Source organism: Pseudonocardia yunnanensis, assembly GCF_039534065.1.
Lineage (GTDB): Bacteria > Actinomycetota > Actinomycetes > Mycobacteriales > Pseudonocardiaceae > Pseudonocardia > Pseudonocardia yunnanensis.
In genome coordinates, this window is record NZ_BAAAUS010000019.1 from 105,557 (window position 1) to 124,733 (window position 19,177).

At 71.3% G+C, this 19,177-nt stretch carries 17 protein-coding genes; 11 read left to right on the top strand and 6 right to left on the bottom strand.

The features are described 5' to 3' along the window. Window positions 1–20: 20 nt before the first annotated feature. Window positions 21–956, bottom strand: a complete 936-nt coding sequence (locus ABD743_RS18550; protein WP_344723350.1) for an SDR family oxidoreductase — start codon at window positions 954–956, stop codon at window positions 21–23. Between the two features lie 462 nt (window positions 957–1,418). On the opposite strand from ABD743_RS18550, the gene ABD743_RS18555 reads away from it, so the two are divergent. Further along, window positions 1,419–3,047 (top strand): ABC transporter substrate-binding protein, encoded by a 1,629-nt coding sequence (locus ABD743_RS18555; protein ID WP_344723351.1) that lies wholly within the window; start codon window positions 1,419–1,421, stop codon window positions 3,045–3,047. Between the two features lie 15 nt (window positions 3,048–3,062). Here the strand turns inward: ABD743_RS18555 and ABD743_RS18560 are convergent, their stop codons facing one another. The 3 genes from ABD743_RS18560 to ABD743_RS18570 form a co-directional block, all read right to left on the bottom strand. Continuing rightward, window positions 3,063–4,349: an ArsB/NhaD family transporter gene (locus ABD743_RS18560; RefSeq protein WP_344723352.1), complete on the bottom strand. Its 1,287-nt coding sequence runs from the start codon at window positions 4,347–4,349 to the stop codon at window positions 3,063–3,065. 64 nt (window positions 4,350–4,413) lie between these two features. Next, window positions 4,414–4,872, bottom strand: a complete 459-nt coding sequence (locus tag ABD743_RS18565; protein ID WP_344723353.1) for a CBS domain-containing protein — start codon at window positions 4,870–4,872, stop codon at window positions 4,414–4,416. Between the two features lie 80 nt (window positions 4,873–4,952). Then, a complete protein-coding gene (locus tag ABD743_RS18570) occupies window positions 4,953–5,174 on the bottom strand; it encodes a hypothetical protein (RefSeq protein WP_344723354.1) in 222 nt (73 codons plus the stop codon). 295 nt (window positions 5,175–5,469) lie between these two features. Here ABD743_RS18570 and ABD743_RS18575 point away from each other — a divergent pair, with 295 nt between their 5' ends. The 8 genes from ABD743_RS18575 to ABD743_RS18610 all read left to right on the top strand — a co-directional run bounded on the left by ABD743_RS18575 (window position 5,470) and on the right by ABD743_RS18610 (window position 13,929). Next, window positions 5,470–6,483, top strand: coding sequence for a sensor histidine kinase (locus tag ABD743_RS18575; protein ID WP_344723355.1), 1,014 nt, complete (start codon window positions 5,470–5,472; stop codon window positions 6,481–6,483). Beyond that, window positions 6,480–7,157, top strand: a complete 678-nt coding sequence (locus tag ABD743_RS18580; RefSeq protein WP_344723356.1) for a response regulator — start codon at window positions 6,480–6,482, stop codon at window positions 7,155–7,157. Before ABD743_RS18575 ends, ABD743_RS18580 begins: the two co-directional genes overlap by 4 nt. 139 nt (window positions 7,158–7,296) lie before the next feature. After that, window positions 7,297–7,845 carry a hypothetical protein gene (locus ABD743_RS18585; RefSeq protein ID WP_344723357.1) on the top strand — a complete coding sequence of 183 codons (549 nt, stop codon included), beginning with the start codon at window positions 7,297–7,299 and terminating at the stop codon, window positions 7,843–7,845. Then, on the top strand, window positions 7,821–8,252 hold the full coding sequence (locus ABD743_RS18590; RefSeq protein WP_344723358.1) for an NfeD family protein: 432 nt from the start codon (window positions 7,821–7,823) through the stop codon (window positions 8,250–8,252). Before ABD743_RS18585 ends, ABD743_RS18590 begins: the two co-directional genes overlap by 25 nt. 2 nt (window positions 8,253–8,254) lie before the next feature. Further along, window positions 8,255–9,184, top strand: a complete 930-nt coding sequence (locus ABD743_RS18595) for an SPFH domain-containing protein (protein WP_379659432.1) — start codon at window positions 8,255–8,257, stop codon at window positions 9,182–9,184. A gap of 69 nt (window positions 9,185–9,253) precedes the next feature. Beyond that, window positions 9,254–9,631 carry a hypothetical protein gene (locus ABD743_RS18600; protein ID WP_344723359.1) on the top strand — a complete coding sequence of 126 codons (378 nt, stop codon included), beginning with the start codon at window positions 9,254–9,256 and terminating at the stop codon, window positions 9,629–9,631. Window positions 9,632–9,679: 48 nt separating this feature from the next. Continuing rightward, complete coding sequence (gene secD, locus ABD743_RS18605; protein ID WP_344723360.1) at window positions 9,680–11,926, top strand: protein translocase subunit SecD; 2,247 nt, start codon at window positions 9,680–9,682, stop codon at window positions 11,924–11,926. Continuing rightward, the gene (locus tag ABD743_RS18610) at window positions 11,923–13,929 is read left to right on the top strand and encodes an acyltransferase family protein (protein WP_344723361.1); all 2,007 of its coding nucleotides are present in this window, start codon (window positions 11,923–11,925) and stop codon (window positions 13,927–13,929) included. The genes secD and ABD743_RS18610 overlap by 4 nt, the downstream gene beginning before the upstream one ends. A 3-nt stretch (window positions 13,930–13,932) precedes the next feature. Here the strand turns inward: ABD743_RS18610 and ABD743_RS18615 are convergent, their stop codons facing one another. Then, a complete protein-coding gene (locus ABD743_RS18615; RefSeq protein ID WP_344723362.1) occupies window positions 13,933–15,702 on the bottom strand; it encodes an ABC transporter ATP-binding protein in 1,770 nt (589 codons plus the stop codon). Beyond that, a complete protein-coding gene (locus tag ABD743_RS18620) occupies window positions 15,699–17,387 on the bottom strand; it encodes an ABC transporter ATP-binding protein (protein WP_344723363.1) in 1,689 nt (562 codons plus the stop codon). Before ABD743_RS18620 ends, ABD743_RS18615 begins: the two co-directional genes overlap by 4 nt. A gap of 197 nt (window positions 17,388–17,584) precedes the next feature. On the opposite strand from ABD743_RS18620, the gene ABD743_RS18625 reads away from it, so the two are divergent. Then, entirely contained in the window at window positions 17,585–18,892 is a 1,308-nt protein-coding gene (locus ABD743_RS18625; protein WP_344723364.1) for a lysine N(6)-hydroxylase/L-ornithine N(5)-oxygenase family protein, read from the top strand. Between the two features lie 42 nt (window positions 18,893–18,934). Beyond that, complete coding sequence (locus ABD743_RS18630) at window positions 18,935–19,171, top strand: MbtH family protein (RefSeq protein ID WP_344723365.1); 237 nt, start codon at window positions 18,935–18,937, stop codon at window positions 19,169–19,171. Window positions 19,172–19,177: the final 6 nt, after the last annotated feature.

Sequence of the window (19,177 nt, forward strand, 5' to 3'; positions counted from 1 at the left end):
CGGCGCGGATTGCGATCTGGTCAGTCGTGCGCGGCCCAGCTGTCGGGTCGGGAGCCGTCGATGTCGGTGAAGCCGTAGTCGCGGGCGAGATCCGCGGACGTGACGGAATGCTGGTTCCAGCGTGCTCGGTCGGGGTCGGCGGCGAGCGCTGCGACGGCGCGCCCGACGTACCGGGGCGACTCCGAGGAGCCGAACCCGTCGGGCGCCGACGGGTAGCCCTCGACGAGACCGGGCTGCAGGGCATCGCGCCAGTTGTCTTCGGTGACGCCGAAGTTGTCGAGCATCATCTCCGACCGCAGCCAGCCCGGGGTGATGGCGACGGCGGTTGCGCCATGGTCTGTGAGCTCGTGGCCCTGGGAGAAGGCGAGCCGGTTCACCGCCACCTTCGCCAGGTCGTAGAAGGCCGAGATCCGGTACCGGTCGGCGTTGAAGGCGGTGGTGCCGTCGGTGACCTCGACGAGCAGCCCACCAGGGCGGTCGATCAGCAGCGGCAGCAGGTGATGCGACGTGATCAGGTGGGTGTCGATGGCCAGCCGCAGGATGCGCAGACCGCGGTCCAGGTCGTGTCGCCAGATCGGGGTGTTCCACTCCGGCGGCCGGCCCTTGAGCACCTCCGCGCCCCAGATGTCGTTCACGAGCACGTCGATGTGGCCGTGGTCGTCGCGGACGCGATCGGCGAGGCGTCGCACCTGGTCGGACTCGAGGTGATCGACCTGGATCGCGATCCCGGCCCCGCCGAGTCGGGTGACGAGTTCGGCGGTCTCCTCGATGGTCTCGGCGCGGTCGTAGTCGGACCGGATCGTCGCGACACCGGCCGTGCTGCTGCGTCCGGTGCAGACGACCGTGGCGCCTGCCTCGCCCAGCGCCATGGCGATTCCACGCCCTGCGCCGCGGGTCGCCCCGGCGACCACCGCGACCCGATCACGAAGCGCCTCACGATCCGGCGTCCACGCCACGGACCGAGGGTGCCAGAAAGCCGGGATCACAGCGAACCTCGGTGAGTTCCATGATCTGATGAGCAGGCTTGTCACAGGTAGGCGACCAGCGGCACGCCGCCATCAGCAATGCTGATGTCGCGGTAGAAGCAATGGGAGTTTCTGGTCCTCTGCGACGGCCGGTTACCGTTGCCGAACTCCGCTTCATTGCTCCTCGGAGGAGGGACGATGGTGTCCCAGCGGGATGCTGAGATATCGATACGCGCTGGTCAGGGTAGGGGCCGCAATGAGTCGGGCCACCCTGCGGCGTCGCAGGCGTCCCGCAGTGCTTTCGAGCCGGATCCGCACTCCACATCGTGATGACCGACCAGCCGGGTCGGCCACCGACCGAATCGGGGGCGAGGCATTCTCGCCGGCACTCGAGATGCCGGCGGTCGCTCCGCCCCGCATGACTGCGTACCAGAACTCAACGAGGAGTTGCGCATGGTGCAGGTGTCGGGCCGTCGTTTACGAGCCCTCGGTGCGTTGGTCATGGCGATCAGCCTCATGGTGCTCGCCGGCTGCGGGAGTGCAGGTCCGCCTGCCGATGGGGCAGGGGGTCGACCCGCGATCGAAGCGGTCAATCCGTTCGGGGGCGACCCCGCGACCGAGGGCACGCCGAAGGCGGGCGGGAGCCTGCGGGTCGGGATGGACCGGGACATCGCGAGCTTCGACCCGACGGTGCAGAACGCGAACCCGGCTGCGTTCGCCGTCTACGACTCGCTGATGAAGCTGACGTCCGATGGCGGCGCCGAGCCCTATCTCGCGCAGTCGATGGACACGTCCGACGGCGGGCTCACCTGGCGCATGACCCTCCGTCCCGGCGTGATGTTCTCCGACGGGACCCCGCTGGACGCGAACGCCGTGATCCTCAACGTGCAACGGCACATCGACAAGCCCACCTCTCCCGCCCGGCTCACCGCGCAGCGCATCGCCTCGATGCGCGCGGTCGATCCGCTGACCGTCGAGTTCACACTGGACTCGCCACTGGGCTCGTTCCCCGTCGTGTTCGCTCAGCCGACCTTCACGGGAACCCTCGGGATGGTCATCTCCCCGGCCGCGCTGCAGCAGTACGGCGACGACATCGGCCGCCATCCCGTCGGCGCCGGGCCGTTCACGCTCGCAGAATGGATTCCCGGGTCCCACGTCAAACTCGAACGCAACGGCAGCTACTGGCAGCAAGGCAAGCCATATCTCGACGAACTCGAGTTCCGGCCGTTGTCGGACACCGAGAGTCGCTACGCCTCCGTCCAGAACGGCGACGTCGACGTGATCCTCGCGGCCTACAACACCGAACTGGTGCGGGCGCTGCAGGAGCCGAACCTGAACGTCTACTACGGGCCGGGCGACAGCGGTGAGCTGCTCTACTTCAACTTCAACCGGGCGCCCTTCACCGACCGCCGCATGCGCGAGGCGGTGGTCAGGGCACTCGACCTGCGCGGGCTCAGCGCGAGTCTGTACAACAACCAGTTGGTCACGGCCCAGAGCCTCTTCGGACCCGAGAGCCCGTACCACACGGACGCGGCCACACAGGCCTGGCCGGCCTTCGACCTCGAGCGGGCCAAGCAGCTCGTCGACGAGTACCGGGCCGAGGGCGGCAGCACCTCGATCACGCTGAAGTCGACGACAGCCCGTGGGCAGTTCGGCGAGTTCGTCCAAGCACAGCTCGCCGCGGTGGGGATCACCGTCGACGTGCAGCTCTACGACCTCGCGCAGTACTCCGCGCAGGTCGTGCAGAGCGGTGACTTCGACCTGACCACGACGGTGAGCTCGTTCGACTCTCCCTATCCGGCCACTGAGCGACTGTTCGGCAGCGGAGGCAGCGCGAACTACGGGAAGTACTCGAACCCACAGGTGGATGCGCTGCTCGCCGAGGCCGCCAGCACGGCTGACGAGGACGCCCGGACGAAGGCGTACCAGCAGCTGGAGCTGCTGGTGAACCAGGAGCTCGCGGTCTGCTGGCTCAGTAGGGCGTATCTCGCGACCGTGACGCGCACCGACGTGAAGGGAGTGGACCGCTACCTCTCGCGCGACATGTTCTACGCGACCCTGTGGCTGGACCGTAGCGGGTGACCGGCACTGCCGGAGCTACATGAAGTAGCGGAGGTACACATACACCCAGGCCATCGTCGTGCTGAGGACGGTGACGACGATTCCGTATCTGGTGAACTGCCAGAACGAGATGCGGTGGCCGGTGCGGGCGGCGATTCCGATGGCGACCACGTTGGCGCTGGCGGCGACGGCAGTGCCGTTGCCGCCGAAGTCGGCCCCGAGTGCGAACGCCCACCAGAGCGCCTGACCGGTGGCCGGGTCGGGAACCTGTGCGACGAGGCTCTCGACGACGGGGGCCATGGTGGCGACGTAGGGGATGTTGTCGAAGAAGGCGCCGAGGACGGCGGAGCCGAAGATGAGTGCCGTGGCTGCGCCGAACCAGTTGTCGCCCACCATCGCGATGGTCCACGTGCCGACCGTGGCGATGACCCCGGTGTGGACCAGCCCGGCCACCATGACGAACAGCCCCATGAAGAACACGAGCGTGGGCCACTCGACCTCGCGCAGGGTGTCGGAGACGTCGGCACCCGAGACGAGGAGCATCACCCCGGCTCCCACGAGGGCGATGATCGACGGTTCTAGATGCAGCACGGAGTGCAGCCCGAAGCCGGCGATCACGACGGCGAGCACGACGAGGCAGCGCACCAGCAGGCGGGGATCGGTGATAGCGCGGCGCTCGTTGAGCGTCATCACCTCCGCGACGCGGTCCGGGTTGTACCGGAACGAGCGCCGGAACAGCACCCGGGTGAAGAGCACGAACACGACGAAGATCACGACGACGATCGGCGCCATGTGGACGAGGAAGTCGTTGAACGACAGTCCGGCGCGGCTTCCGATGATGATGTTGGGCGGATCGCCGATGAGCGTGGCGGCGCCGCCGATGTTCGAGGCGAGCACCTCGGCGATGAGGTAGGGCTGCGCCGGGATGCGCAGGCGGTTGCACACCACGACCGTGACCGGGGCGACGAGCATGATCGTGGTGACGTTGTCCAGGAACGGTGAGGCGATGGCCGTGATGGCCATCAGCATCACCATGAGCCGATACGGGCGCCCCTGTGACCGCTTGGCGGCCCAGATCGCGAGGAAGTCGAACACCCCGGTCTGCTTGATGATGCCGACGATCACCATCATTCCGAACAGCAGGAAGATGACGTTCCAGTCGATGCCCTCGTGCTCGGAGAAGAACACCTCCGACCCGGGCGTGAGCCCGAGCACCGCCATCGCCCCGGCGGCGATCAGCACGGTCTTGACCTTGTCCGCCTTCTCCGTGGCGATGTAGAAGAACGCGACGACGAAGATGCCCAGTGCGAGGACCGCGCTCATCGCGGGCACCTCGGACGCCGGACCGTCCGCGGGTCGGCGGGCGTCGGCGTCGGATCTCCGCTGGTCAGCCGCCGGGTTCGGCGGCGGCCAGGGTGCGGAGCAGCCGGTCCAGGGTGATGGCCCCGATGAGAACGCCGGCTCGGTCGACGACCGCGACGAGCGGACTGCGCAGGCGTGCCATGAGCGCGGCGACCTCCAGCAGAGTCGCCTCCGGCGGCACGGTCGCCGGGCGGGCCGGTGGGCGCGGCAGGCAGTCGCCGACGGTCAGGTCGCCGAGCTCCTGCCAGAACGCGTCCGCGTGGGGCTCGTCGATGGTCCGAACCAGTGCCGGGTCCTCCTGGTGCGTCCTGGGGACCGAGAGCCGGAGGACCTGCGTCCCGGGGAGCACCGTGCGCGGTCTCGACCGCTCGTCGACGATGATCAGGCCGGGGAGGTGGGACTGCGCCATCAGCCGTACTGCGGTGGACACCAGGTCCGCGCTGGTCACGGTGGGCAGCTGCTCGACGATGTCGCCTGCCTTCATGGCGCCGCCCCCTTGCGCTCGGCCCGTCCGCGGCGGGCGATCGCCCGACCCTACGGGTCCTGTGCCCACCCCGAGCGTTGTCACATGCCACCTCCTTGCGTCGATCGCCCGGGTGCGTACCGGGCGCGCGTTGATCGGCCCCCCGGGCCGGCGAGGTCGGCCAGCCGGCGTTCGACCGCGGCGAGACGATCGGACATCGGCCTGCTCGGCAGGATCTCCGCGAGCTCATCGGCCTCATCGGGCTCGATGACGATGTGCAGCCGTCCGCCGCGGGTGTGCACGGTGGAACGGGTGATGTCCACCGTGGAAGGCTCGCCTCTCCCGGACGTGGGGTGACCGAGTGGCGGCAGCGGGACGGGTCGAGCGTCCTGCGCATGTCGGAACAGACGTCGGCACGCTCGCGCCCATCTCCGTACCTCCCGTCCCGCTGCCGCCAACCGAGTCTCGGCAGAGCCGGGCGGGCGCACCATCGGGTCCAGCACCCACCTCGGGCCGGGCACGGCATGTAGATCCGGTGACCGCGCCTCATCCCGATGCGCAGCCGCTGGTGCCCGCCCCGGATGGACGGGAGCACCGCCGGGCGGAGACCCTGCTGCCATGAGCGAGCGCATTGCACGCCTGGCCGCAGGCTCCGGCACGCGCGCGCCGGCGCACGCGCTGTTCCGCCGGCTCGCCCTGATCAACGGCACGGTCTTCACCGTCGGCACGCTCGTGCTGGCGGTCTCTCCGGCCACCGTGTCCTCGCCGGTGCTGCTCACCGAGCTGCCGGTGCTGATCGTCGGCCTGGCGCTGATCCTTGCGGCCAACACCCTGCTGGTGCGCCGGAGTCTTGCTCCACTGGACGCCCTGACCGCGCTCATGCAGCGGGTGGATCTGCTGCGTTCCCGCGACCGGCTCGCGGAGCGTGGAAACGGCGACCTCACCCACCTGATCGAGACGTTCAACGCGATGCTCGATCGGCTCGAGACCGAGCGCGATACGAGCAGCGCGGATGCGCTCGCGGCGCAGGAGGGCGAACGGCGGCGCATCGCACGTGAGCTGCACGACGAGATCGGACAGAGCCTCACCGCCGCGCTCCTGAGCTTGAAGCGCACGGTCGACCGCGCCCCGGCGGACCTCGCCGAGGAGCTGCACTCGGTGCAGGAGACCGTCCGGGCGAGCCTCGACGAGGTCAGGCAGGTTGCCAGGCGGCTGCGGCCCGATGTGCTGGAGGACCTCGGTCTGGTCAGCGCTCTCAGCGCGCTCGTCACCGAGTTCACGCAGGTCAGCGGTGTACCCGTGAAGCGGGTGGCAGACGTGCAGCTGCCCGTGCTGAGCAGCGACGTCGAGCTCGTCCTCTTCCGGATCACGCAGGAGAGCCTCACGAACGTCGCCCGCCACGCCCACGCGACCCACGTCGAGCTCGCCGTGCACTCCACCCCGGAGGCGGTCACCCTTCGCGTCACCGACGACGGACGGGGCGGTGTGCTCCACGAAGGTGCGGGAATCCGCGGGATGCGCGAGCGTGCCCTGCTCATCGGCGCCGACCTGACCATCACCACACCGAACGGCGGCGGTACCGACGTGCGACTCGTCGTGCCCACGGCCACCCAGCAGAGGCGGAACCCGTGAACTCCTCCAAGACCCGGATCCTGCTCGCCGACGATCATGCGTTGGTCCGACGGGGGTTGCGGCTGATCCTCGACGCCGAACCCGACCTCATGGTCGTGGCGGAGGCGTCCGACGGCGCGGAGGCCGTGCAGATCGTCGCCGCCTCGTCAGCAACGCCCTCCTCCGATGGCCCGGACCTCGCGATCCTCGACATCGCCATGCCGCGGATGACCGGCATCCAGGCCGCCAGGGAGATCTCACGGCGGGCCCCGGGTATCCGCATCCTGATGCTGTCGATGTACGACAACGAGCAGTACTTCTTCGAATCCCTCAAGGCGGGCGCGTCCGGCTACGTCCTCAAGTCGGTGGCCGATCGCGACCTGCTCGAGGCCTGCCGCGCGGCGATGCGCGGTGAACCCTTCCTCTACCCGGGTGCGATCACCGCGCTCATCCGCGACTACCTGCAGCGCAGCAGGCAGGGCGACCGTCTTCCCGACACCATCCTCACCCCGCGCGAGGAGGAGATCGTCAAGCTCATCGCGGAAGGACACTCGTCCAAGGAGATCGCCGAGACGCTCGTGATCAGCAGCAAGACCGTCGACCGGCACCGCGCCAACATCCTGCAGAAGCTCGGGATGCGCGATCGGCTCGACCTCACCCGATACGCCATCCGCGCAGGCCTCGTCGAACCGTGAGCCGGTCCCGCTGCATGTCACAGGACGCGGAGATGGGTGTCGGACCCGATGGCCACCGGCATCCCGCCGCACCAGGCTGGCCGGAGCGCTCCTGCCCAGGGAGCGGCACCAGGACCTGACCACGACGAGAGGGTCGAGGATGGACACCCACGCGCTGGTCGCCGCGCTCGGTCCGGATGCGTCCGCGGCCGTGCACGGGTACCGGCTGGACGTCATGTTGGAGGCCGGGCGGCGCGGTCTGCGTCTGGTCGACGAGCTGGTGGCAGACCTCGGACGGCTGCTGGCCGAGCGCGGCAGGCCCGATCCGCTCGAGATCCGCCTGACGTTCCTGCATTGCCCGGGCCGGCCGGAGCTGGCCGGCCGGACACTGCGCTGGTGCCCGTCGCACGGGTGGTCCTCGTCCCACCGCTCTGCAAGTGCCGACCTGAGCTACTTCGCCGACTCCCGGGCATCCGCGTTGGACCTCGTGCCCACCACCGCCGAGGTCCTGGACTGGGCCACGAGTGGCTGCGCTGGTTCGTCCGTTCCGCCGACGGATGTCGATCTCGACGACGACCCGCGGGCGATCCGGCGCCTGCTGACGCACGCCCACCCGCTGGGTTCCCGCCCTGACGGGCCGGGCGACGAGCGAACAGCGGTATCGCGACCGAGGAGGACTGACGGATGGATCCGTGGATCCTCTGGCTGACCGGCGCGGTGGTGCTGGGTATCGCCGAGGCCTTCACCCTGACCGCGGTCTCCGGGCTGCTCGCCGGCGCATCGCTCGTCACGGCGGTGGTGGCGGCCATCGGGCTGCCGGTGCCCCTGCAGGTGAGCGTCTTCGCGGTGGCCGCCACGGCCGGAATCGTCGTCCTGCGCCGAGCGGCCGCCCGGCACGGTCCCCGGGTCGACGAGGTCCGCTTCGGGGTGGCCGCGCTCCCCGGGCGCACCGGCTATGTCGTGGACGACGTGACCGGGCGGGCCGGGACCGTCCGCATCGGGGGCGAGGACTGGACGGCCCGCGCCCTCGACGAGACCGGGGTGATCCCCGTCGGGCGGGCCGTGGACGTCATCCGGATCGACGGCGCGACGGCCGTCGTGCACTCGCGGGAGTGACCATGGGCCTTCCGCCGCTGCTCGCCGCCGGGCTGCTCGTCGGCGTGCTCGTGGTCGTGACGGTCGTGCGGGCGGTGCGGATCGTGCCCCAGGCGCGCGCCCGCAACGTCGAGCGGCTGGGGCGTTACCACCGGACGCTGCAGCCCGGCCTGAGCATCGTCATCCCGTACGTCGACCGGGTCCACCCGCCCATCGACCTGCGCGAGCAGGTCGTGTCGTTCGCCCCGCAACCGGTGATCACCGAGGACAACCTCGTGGTGGAGATCGACACCGTCCTCTACTTCCAGGTGACCGACCCCAGGTCGGCCGCCTACGAGATCGCCGACCATCTGCGGGCCGTGGAGCACCTCACCGTCACCACCCTGCGCAACGTCGTGGGGTCGATGGACCTGGAGCGCGCACTCACGTCCCGCGACAGCATCAACTCGCAGCTGCGCACCGTGCTCGACGACGCCACCGGGAAGTGGGGCCTGCGCGTCAACCGGGTGGAGATCAAGGCGATCGACCCGCCGGTCAGCATCACGGACGCGATGGAGAAGCAGATGCGCGCCGAGCGGGACAAACGCGCGACGATCCTGACCGCCGAAGGCGACAAGCAGGGTGCCATCCTCCGCGCGGAGGGCGAGCGCGCGGCGGCGATCCTCAAGGCGGAGGGCCGCGCCCGCGAGATCGACGAGGTGTTCCAGGCCGTGCACCGCAACAACCCCGACCCGAACCTGCTCGCCTACCAGTACCTCCAGGTGCTTCCCCAGCTCGCCCAGGGCCCGGGCTCCACGTTCTGGATGGTCCCCACCGAGATCACCGCCGCCTTGACGGCCGTCTCGCGGGCGTTCGCCGACGGCGCCGGGGCGGCCGACCGCACCGCGGCCCGCGACGGCTCCGGGGTCGCAGGTGACCTGCCGCGTCCCTGCGGGAGAAGCGCGCGGCAGTAGGCCGGACCCGCGGGCCGGGTAGGGTTTCGGTTTCGCCTGATCCGGGGGCGGATGTCGGGAGGTGGGCGCGTGGAGCAGCAGGCTGCGCTCGTCCGTCGCCTTCTCGGTTCGCTGCTCGCGCTGCTCGCAGCGCTCGTCCTCACGGCAGCGGCCCTGCCCTCCGCGCACTCGGAGGGGCCGGCCGCGCCGGCGCCGTCGGCGCCCGCCGCACTCGGCTGGGGTGTTGATCAGACGCCGCCCGGCGACGCCAGCGTGCGTATCGGCCGCGTCCCGACCGCTTGCACAGCGATCGGCAGTCACCCGGCGATCGAACCCGTTTCGCCCGTGCCCGTCGCGCCTGCGGCGTGTTCCCACACCCCCGTGCGCGGCACGATCTCACAGCGCACGGGCGAGTCCACCGCAATACCGGGGCGGGCGCCGCCCGCCGGGGATCAGCCGACCTTCTGATCCCCTGGCCACACGCGTATGCGCGGTGGCCCCGTTCCGAGGACCTGTGTGCCCCGATCCGTGATGGTGCGCGCCCTGCTGGCGCTCGCCGTGCTCGTCCCGTCCATCTGGTCGGCCGTGACCCTCCGCCCGACCCTCGGCCTCGATCTGCGCGGCGGCACGCAGATCGTGCTGGAGACCCGCGACGCGCCCGGAACCGTGGCCGACGCCGCGGCCACCGACCGTGTGCTCGGCGTCCTCCGCGATCGCGTCGACGGCCTCGGCGTCGCCGAACCCTCACTGTCGCGCTCGGGGGAGCGGCGCATCGTCGTCGAGCTGCCCGGAGTGCAGGACCCTGCGGAAGCGGCCGACGTCCTGGGCCGCACCGCGCAGCTGACGATCCATCCTGTGCTCGGCGCGGCGAGTCCCGGCACCGCCCGGATCCTGCCGGACGAGGACGGAGCGGCGCTGGCCCTCGGCCCGCCCGCCCTGGCAGGTGAGGACGTCTCCGGGGCCCGTGCCTCCACCGGAACGCCCGGCGTCATCGGATCGGTGGTGGACGTCGCGTTCGCCGGGGAGGGACGACAGCGCTGGCAGCAGCTCACCGCGCAGGCGGCCTGCGCTCCGGCGGGTGATCCGGCCCGTCGCATCGCGATCGTGCTCGACGATCGCGTGATCTCCTCCCCGCAGCTCGACCCGTCGATCGGCTGTGGAGCAGGGATCCCCGGTGGCTCGACGCAGATCACGGGGTCGTTCAGCCGGGAACAGGCCGGCGATCTCGCCGTGCTCATCTCCGGGGGAGCGCTGCCGGTGCCGGTCGAGATCATCGAGCAGCGGACGGTGGGCCCGACGCTCGGTGCGGCCGCCATCGAGGCCAGCGCGGTGGCCGCGGCGATCGGGGTGGCGCTGACCGGCGTGTTCCTGCTGACGGTCTATCGGCTCGTCGGACTGGCCGCCGTGCTCGCGCTGGCCGCGTACGTGGTGATCAGCTACGCGGGCCTCACCGCGCTGGGCGCGACCCTGACGTTGCCGGGGCTCGCGGGCTTCGTGCTCGCGATCGGGATGGCCGTCGACGCGAACGTGCTGGTGGCGGAACGGGCCCGCGAGGAGTACCAGCGCGTGCGGCGGCTGGACCGGGCCACCGAGATCGGCTATCGCAGTGCGTTGCCCGCCGTGGCCGACTCGGCCGTCACGACGCTTCTCGCCGCAGGCCTGCTCTTCGGCCTCGCATCCGGGCCGGTGCGCGGGTTCGGCGTGACCCTGACGCTCGGCGTGCTCGTCTCGCTGTTCTCTGCGCTCGTGCTGTCTCGAATGCTGACGATCTGGCTCGTGCGTCGGCAGTGGATACGGAAGCGGCCCGCGTGGTCGGGGCTCGCCTCGCTCGGGCCCGTGCGCACCTGGCTCGGGCGCCGTGACCCCGACCTGCTGCGCCGGCATCGGCGGTTGCTGGTCTGCTCGGCGATCGTCGTCCTGCTCGCGCTCGCCGGGGTCGTGGCCCGCGGACTGGAGTTCGGTGTCGAGTTCACCGGGGGCCGGGCGGTCGAGTTCTCGACCGCCCGGCCGATGGAACCCGAGGCTGCGCGCGAGGCCGTCGCCGACGCCGGGTTCCCCACACTCGCCGTGCAGGCCACCGGGACGGGCGGGCTGTCCGTCCGCAGCGGCGATCTGACGGACGAGGACATCGCTGCCGTGCGCGGTGCCCTGGCGGATGCGGCGGGTGGCGCCGAGTTGCTGCGCGACGAGCGGATCGGCCCGAGCCTCGGCGAGGAACTACGCCACGGCGCTCTCATCGCGCTCGGGGTGGCGCTCGCCGCGCAGCTGATCTACCTGGCCGTCCGCTTCCGGTGGGTCTTCAGCGTGGGTGCGGTCGTCGCGCTGATGGCCAACGTGACCGTGGTCGTCGGGGTGTTCGCCTGGTGGGGCAGGCCGGTGGACGGGGTGTTCCTCGCGGCGCTGCTCACCGTGATCGGCTACACCGTGAACGACTCGGTGGTCGTGTTCGACCGGGTCCGCGAGGGCTGGACGACCGAGCACGGCCCGGCCCTGCGCAGGCTCGTCGGGGCGGCGGTGCTGGCGACGCTTCCCCGCACCGTCAACACCGGTGTGTCCACCCTGGTGATCCTCGCGGCGCTGCTCGTACTCGGCGGCGACACGCTCGTCGACTTCGCCCTCGCGCTGCTCGTGGGCATCGTCGTCGGCACGGCGTCGACGATCAGCGTGGCGGCTCCCCTCGCGATCGAGCTGCAGCGCAGGCGCCGGCCACCCGCACCGCGGCGGGCGGCCGCCCGGCGCCGCAGCACGGGAGCCGTGCTGTGACGGCATCCGGGCCGTCGGCCCCACGCGCACAGGCACCGGCGGGCGCGGCCTATCGGCCCGAGCTGCAGGGACTGCGCGCGCTGGCCGTCACCCTCGTCGTGGTCTACCACGTGTGGATCGGCAGGGTGTCCGGCGGCGTCGACGTGTTCTTCCTGCTCACGGGGTTCCTGCTCACCGGAGGGCTGGTGCGGGCCGCGGAACGGGGCGCGCTCGACGTCCGGCTGCAGTGGAGCCGGACGCTGCGGCGGCTGATCCCGGCGGCGTCCGTCGTGCTCGCGGCGACGGCAGTGCTGAGCATCGCCGTGCTGCCGCAAGGGCGCTGGGCACAGACGATTCGGGAGATCGCCGCCGCGGCGCTGTTCGTGGAGAACTGGCAGTTGGCCGCCGACTCGGTCGACTATGCCGCCCGCACCAACATGACCAGCGTGGTGCAGCACTTCTGGTCGCTGTCCATCCAGGGCCAGGTCTTCCTCCTGTGGCCGCTCCTGGTCGCGGTCGTCGCGGTCAGCTGCGTCGGCTCCCCGGCCCGGCTGCGTCCCCGGATGACCGCCGTTCTGGCGAGCCTGTTCGTCGCCTCCCTCGCGTACTCGGTGGAGCTGACGATCACGAACCAGCCACTCGCGTACTTCCACACCCTCACCCGGCTCTGGGAGTTCGCTCTCGGCGGGCTGCTCGCCCTCACCATCGACCGGATCGCGCTCTCGCCCCGCGCACGGATCGCAGCCGGGTGGCTCGGAGTCGTCGGCCTCGTGGCATGCGGCGCGGCCATCCCGGTCGCGGACGTGTTCCCCGGCGCCGCTGCGCTGTGGCCCACCGGCTGCGCGGCCCTCGTGCTCGTCGCCGGCCGGACCGGTTCCCGTGCTGGCGCCGACCGGCTCCTTGCCGGCGGTGCCGCCCGCTACCTCGGCGACATCAGCTACTCGCTCTATCTCTGGCACTGGGTGGTGCTCGTCGGATACCTGGCGGTCACCGGCGAGCAGACCGTCGGGCCGGTCGGCGGCGCCATCGTGATCCTGACCTCGCTCGGGCTCGCCGCCCTCACCCATCACCTCGTGGAACGACCGGCGCTGCGCCGGCCGGCCGATGTGCGAACCGGCTACCGGATCGCCGCGGCCGGCACCGCCGCAGTGCTCCTCGTGGCAGTCACCTGGCAGGTCGTCGGGGTCCGGCCACCGGAGCCCGACGCGATGGCGGGCGACGCCACTCACCCCGGCGCGACGGCGCTGCGGACCGGAGCCGTGGAACCGGCGCCGCTGCTCCCGCCGCCCGTCTCGATCTACGACGACTGGGTGCGTATCGAGCACTGGGACTGCACGTCCATGGCCGCCTTCCCCATGAACATGTGCACCCTGCCGGCGACCGAGCCGCCCGCCCGGCGGGTCGTCCTCGTCGGCGACTCCCACGTCCAGCAGCTCTCCGGCGCGGTCGTGCCGATCGCCCAGCAGAGCAACTGGCAGCTCACCACGATCATCCGCGGAGCCTGCCCGTTCTCCACCGCCTCGGAGGTGGTTCCCGACGAACCCGACTGCCTGGCCTGGAACGCCGCCGCGATGGACGAGATCCTCGCCATGCAACCCGACACCGTCATCACCCTCGCCAGCCGCGACGCGCGCGCCGGGCTGACCGAGCAGACGCCGCCCGGATTCGTGGAGCAGTGGCGCCGGCTCGACGCGGCCGGGATCGCCGTGGTGGCGCTGCGGGACACGCCCCGGTTCGCCCACTCCGTTCCCGACTGCGTGCAGACCCGCCCCGACGATCTCGACTCCTGCGGTATCGCCCGCGCCGACGTCTACACCCCGGCTCCGCCGTGGACCCTGCTGCCGGACGTCCCGTCCAACGTCACGTTCGTCGACATCGCCGACGCCGTGTGCGACCCCGAACGCTGCCCGGCCGTGATCGGGAACGTCCTGGTCTACATGGACGACAACCATCTCAGCGCCACCTACAGCACCACGATGGCCGGCCTGCTCGCCGACCCGCTCCACGCGGCCGTCGAGCGATGACGATCAGCGGCTGCCCGACCAGGCCGCCCACAGCTGTGCGTACCGCCCGCCTGCGGCGACGAGCTCGTCGTGCGTGCCGTGTTCGACGACCCGCCCGGAGTCGAGCACGACGACGGTGTCGGCCGTGGCCGCCTGGGTGAGCCGGTGGGCAACCATCAGCCCGGTCCGCCCGGCCGTCGCCCGTTGAGCCGCGACCTCCAGCACCCGGGCGCCCGCGCTGCCCGCCTCGGCCGTGGCCTCGTCGAGAATCGCGACGGGCCGGTCGGCGAGCACCAGGCGCGCCAGCGCCAGTTGCTGGGCCTGCACGACGGTCAGGGTGTGGCCGCCGGCACCGACCACCGTGTCGAGACCGTCGGGTAGGGCCTTCGCCCACCCGAGCGCGTCGACGGCTGCGAGTGCGTCGAGCAGTTCGTCGGTGGTCGCATCGGGTTTCGCCAGCTTCAGGTCATCGGCAAGCGGACCGGCGAAGACGTGCACCTCCTGGGTGATCAGGGCGACCGTCTGCCGGACGATGGCGGGCCCCTGCTCGCGCAGCGCCGCCCCGCCGATCCGGACGACACCGCGGGTGGGGGAGTGCACCCCGGCCACCAGCTTGGCCAGCGTGGTCTTGCCCGCGCCGCTCGCACCCACCAGGGCCACCCTCTGCCCGGGTGCGATGTCGAGGTCGACGGCGTCGAGCACGTCATGGCCGTCGACATAGGCGTGGCCGAGTGCTGTGGTGTGCACGCGCGCATCGGCCGGGTGGACGGGCTGGGCAGGCTGCTGTTCGCCAGGGAGGTCGGCGACCCCGATGATCCGGGCCAGGCTCGCCGCGGCCGACTGCACGGTGTCGAGCAGGAACAGCACCTGGTTGACGGGGCCGAACAGGTTGATGAAGTAGAGCGCTGCGGCGCTCGCCGTGCCGATGGACACGACGTTGCCGCGGACCAGCAGGAACCCTGTTGTCAGCACCGCGGCCACGCCGATGAACTCGGCCAGGTTGAGCCGGCCGAAGAACCCGGTCTGGAGACGGACGACCCGCAGCGCGATCTGCACCACGTCCTCCGAGCGCGAGCGCACCCGCTCGGCGTGCTCGCCGTGCAGCCCGAAGGCGCGGACGGTGGCGGCTCCACTGATCGTGTCGAGGAGCTGCTGCTGTTGTGCTCCGCCGGCCACCCGCTCCTGCGCGTAGAGCGACGTGGAGCGGCGCAGGTACCAGCGCGCGGTCAGGACCTGGACCGGTACGGCGCACAGCGCCGCCACCATGAAGCGCCAGTCCAGAACCGCCAGCCCGACCAGCGTGAGGGCGATGATCAGCGCCGACCGGGCGAACTCCGGGACGGCCTCCCGCACGGCCTCGCCGACCTGCGCGACGTCGGACGTGACGCGGGAGGTCAGGTCGCCCGAGCCGGCCGCCTCGATCCGTTCCAGCGGCAGCCCGATCGCGCGTTCCACGAACCGTTCGCGCAGCTGCGCCAGCATGCTCTCGCCGACCCGCGCGACCAGGGCGATGCCCAGCACCGCCAGCAGCCCCTGGACCACCGCGACGACGACGAGCAGAAGCACCGGACCGTAAAGCGTGTCGGGCGGGTTGCGGGCGGCGACCAGGTCGACGATGCGGCCCAGCAGCGGCGCCGCGACCAGGCTCACCGCCGCGCCGGTCACCAGTGCCGCTGCCGCGGCCGCCGCGACGGCCCACCGGGGCCGCAGCAGCTCGCCGAGAGTGGCGCGAATCCGGCTGGTGGTGGCGGTGGGCAGGAGGTGTCGCGCTGTGGGTTCGGCCGCTGCGCTCATGCCAGCACCACGGCGCGGTAGTCGTCGCGGGCGAGCAGTTCGGTGTGGGTACCGGCGCCGGTGACCACCCCGTCGTCGAGCACCACGACCCGGTCGGTCACGGCGAGCAGCGCCGGGCTGGTGGTGAGCACGACCGTCGTACGGCCGCGGCGCACCTCGCGCAGACCGGAGGCGATCCGGGCTTCGGTGACCGGGTCCACCGCCGTGGTGGGGTCGTGCAGCACGAGCACCGGCGCGTCCACCGCCAGCGCTCGTGCGAGCGCGAGGCGCTGGCGCTGTCCGCCCGAGAGCGAGCGGCCCTGCTCGGTGACGAGGGTGTCGGTGCCTGTCGGTAGCGCGTCGGCCACCTGGTCGGCCTGCGCCGCCGCCATCGCCGGGGCGACGTCCCGATCGGCCGGCCCGCCGGCCCGCACGTTCTCGGCCACGGTGCCGGCGAAGAGCTGGGCGTCGTGCACGGCCACGAGGACCGTCGCCCTGGCGGTGTCGGGCGGGTAGTCGGCCAGTGGCACGCCGTCGAGTTCGACGTCGCCCTTCGCGTCGACCTCGCGCCCGAGACAGGCGAGCAGGTCGACCGCGGCGGCCGGGTCCGACGCCACCACGCCCAGCAGTTCGCCCGGCGAGACGTCGAACTCGACGCCGTTCAGGCTGCCGTGGTGAAGATCACGCACCGCCAGCGCCCCGGGGACATGCGCGGGCAGGGCCCTCGATCCGTCGCGCACCGCGGGCGCCGCGGCGAGCACCTCCGCGATGCGGGTGGCGGACGCGCGGGCCTGTGCGAACTTCCCGTTGACCCAGCCGAAGATCTGCAGCGGTTCCACGAGGAACTGCGCCAGCCCCACTGCCGCGACGAGCCCGCCGATGCTGATCTCGCCCGCGGTGGCCAGCCGGCCCCCGACCAGCGCGATGAGCGCGAGGAACAGCCCGTTCGCGGCCAGCACCGCGCCCTCGTACCAGGCCTGCGCACTGGTGGCCCGCAGCGTGGCGGTGAGCGCGTCACGGCTGGTGGCGGTGTAGCGGCGTACCGCCGCAGGCTCGGCGCCGATGCCCTTCAGCACCCGCACCCCGCTGACGAGGTCGGCGGCCACGCCCGACGCGTGCGCGGCGCGTTCCTGCTCCGGCCCGCTGCGCCGCTCGAGCGGTCGCCCGAGCAGTCTCACCAGCACGAGCAGCAGCGGCGTGCCGAGAAGGACGAGCAGCCCGAGTGGCACCGAGATCCGCAGCAGCGAGACCGTGGCCACCACCAGCGCCGCCGTGCTCGCGATCCCCAGTGGGAGCGCGAAGTTGACCATGCCGACGCGCTTGGTGTCGGACGTGGCGATCGCTGCGAGAGCGCCGGGAAGCCTGCCCACCTCGGCGCCGCCGCGCGGGTCGAGCATGCGGGCAGTGACCATCAGCCGCAGGCGTTGATCAGCGCGGACGTCCCCCAGCCAGGCCTGGCGCGCCCCCCACCGGTAGCTGAACGACAGCATCGCGAAGTCGAGCCCCAGCACCAGCAGCCAGAAGGCGAGCGCCGCAGGGTCGCCGGTGGTGATCGCCTCGTCGATGATCACGCCGACGAGCACCGGGACCAGGGCCTCGCCTGCCTGGTGGCCGCAGAGGAACAGCGCTGCCGCGGAGACGTGTCGCCGGAACGCGCCGACGGAACCGGTCAGCACAGCACGGCTGCCGGAGCGAGATCGAGGCATCGGATCCTTCTTCTCGACTTTGTAAGGTTTGCCTAGCCATACTCACCGTGCTCGCTGCGGGGCTGCGACTCGGGGCGGGTGCCGAGGGGGCCGAAGGGGGAGCTGGGGAAGATCTCGGACATCACCTCTTGAACTTAGGCTAGCCTCACGTAAGAGTACAAATGGGTCACTTTGGTACCGCCGAAGAGAGGACGACGATGCCGCAAGAGGTACCGCCCCCGAGTGCAGTCCACGATCTCGTCGGGGTCGGGTTCGGGCCGTCGAACCTCGGGCTGGCGATCGCGCTCGACGAGCAGGGATCCGGGCTGACGACCAGGTTCGTCGAGCGCCAGGAGGGTTTCGGCTGGCATCGCGGGATGTTGCTCGAGGACGCGACGATGCAGATCTCGTTCCTCAAGGACCTGGTCACGTTGCGCAATCCGGTGAGCGGCTTCAGTTTCCTGTCCTACCTGCAGGATCGTGGCCGGCTCGTCGATTTCATCAACTACGGCAGCTCGTTCCCGACTCGCCTGGAGTTCCACGACTACCTGGAATGGGCGGCGGCCTCGTTCGCCGACCGGGTCGACTACGGCACGTCGGTCGAGCGCATCGAGGTGGTGTCCGACGACCCGGGCCTGCTCGACGTCCACACCTCGCGCGGCACCGTCCTGCGCACCCGCAACGTCGTGCTCGCCACCGGGCTCGTGCCGCACCTGCCGGCGGGGGTGCACAGGGGCGACCGCGTGTGGCACAGCAGCGAGCTGCTCACCAGGATCGGCTCGCTCGCCCACCCGCAGCGGGTGGTCGTGGTCGGAGCGGGGCAGAGCGCGGCCGAGGCCGTGGATCACCTGCACCGCTCGTTCCCCGACGCCGAGGTCTGCGCCGTCTTCAGCCGCTACGGCTACAGCCCGGCCGACGACAGCTCCTTCGCCAACCGCGTCTTCGACCCCGACGCCGTCGACGCATTCTTCGGCGCGCCGGCCGAGGTCAAGGACCTCATCCTGGGTTACCACGGCAATACCAACTACTCCGTGGTGGACCCCGAGCTCATCGAGGCGCTCTACCGGCGCCACTACCACGAGAAGGTCAGCGGCCGGGAGCGGTTGCGGTTCCTCAACGTCAGCAGGGTCGCCGACGCCATCCAGATCGAGGGCGAGGTCGACGGGCGCGTCGAGCTGGCGGTCGAGTCGATGCTCGACGGCAGCCGCGAGGTGCTGACCGCCGACCTGGTCGTCTACGCCACCGGCTACCGGCCGTCGGACCCCTGCGCGTTGCTGGGAGAGGTGGCCGAACACTGCCGCCGCGATGCGGTCGGTGGGCTGGAGATCGGCCGCGACTACCGGGTGTCGACCGGGCCGGAGATCACCGCGGGCGTCTACGTGCAGGGGCCCACCGAACACACGCACGGACTCTCGTCGACGCTGCTGTCGAACGTCTCCGTGCGGGCCGGTGAGATCGCCGGGTCGATCGCCGCCCGTGTGACATCCCCTCCGCCGCGGCTGGCCGACTCCACCCGGCGCGCCTGAGCGCCGCGCCGCCCCGTCACCCCTGATCGAGAGGAGACACGCATGTCCACCAACCCCTTCGACGACGAGGACGGCACCTTCTACGCGCTCGTCAACGACGAGGGCCAGTACTCACTGTGGCCCACGTTCGTGCCGGTCCCGGCCGGCTGGACCGTCACACACGGGCCGGGTGCCCGGCGGGAGTGCCTCGACCACATCGAGGAGCACTGGACCGACATGCGGCCGCGCAGCCTGGCGGTGGCGATGGACGAACCCGCCGACGCCGGCCGTTCCGACTGAGCTCCG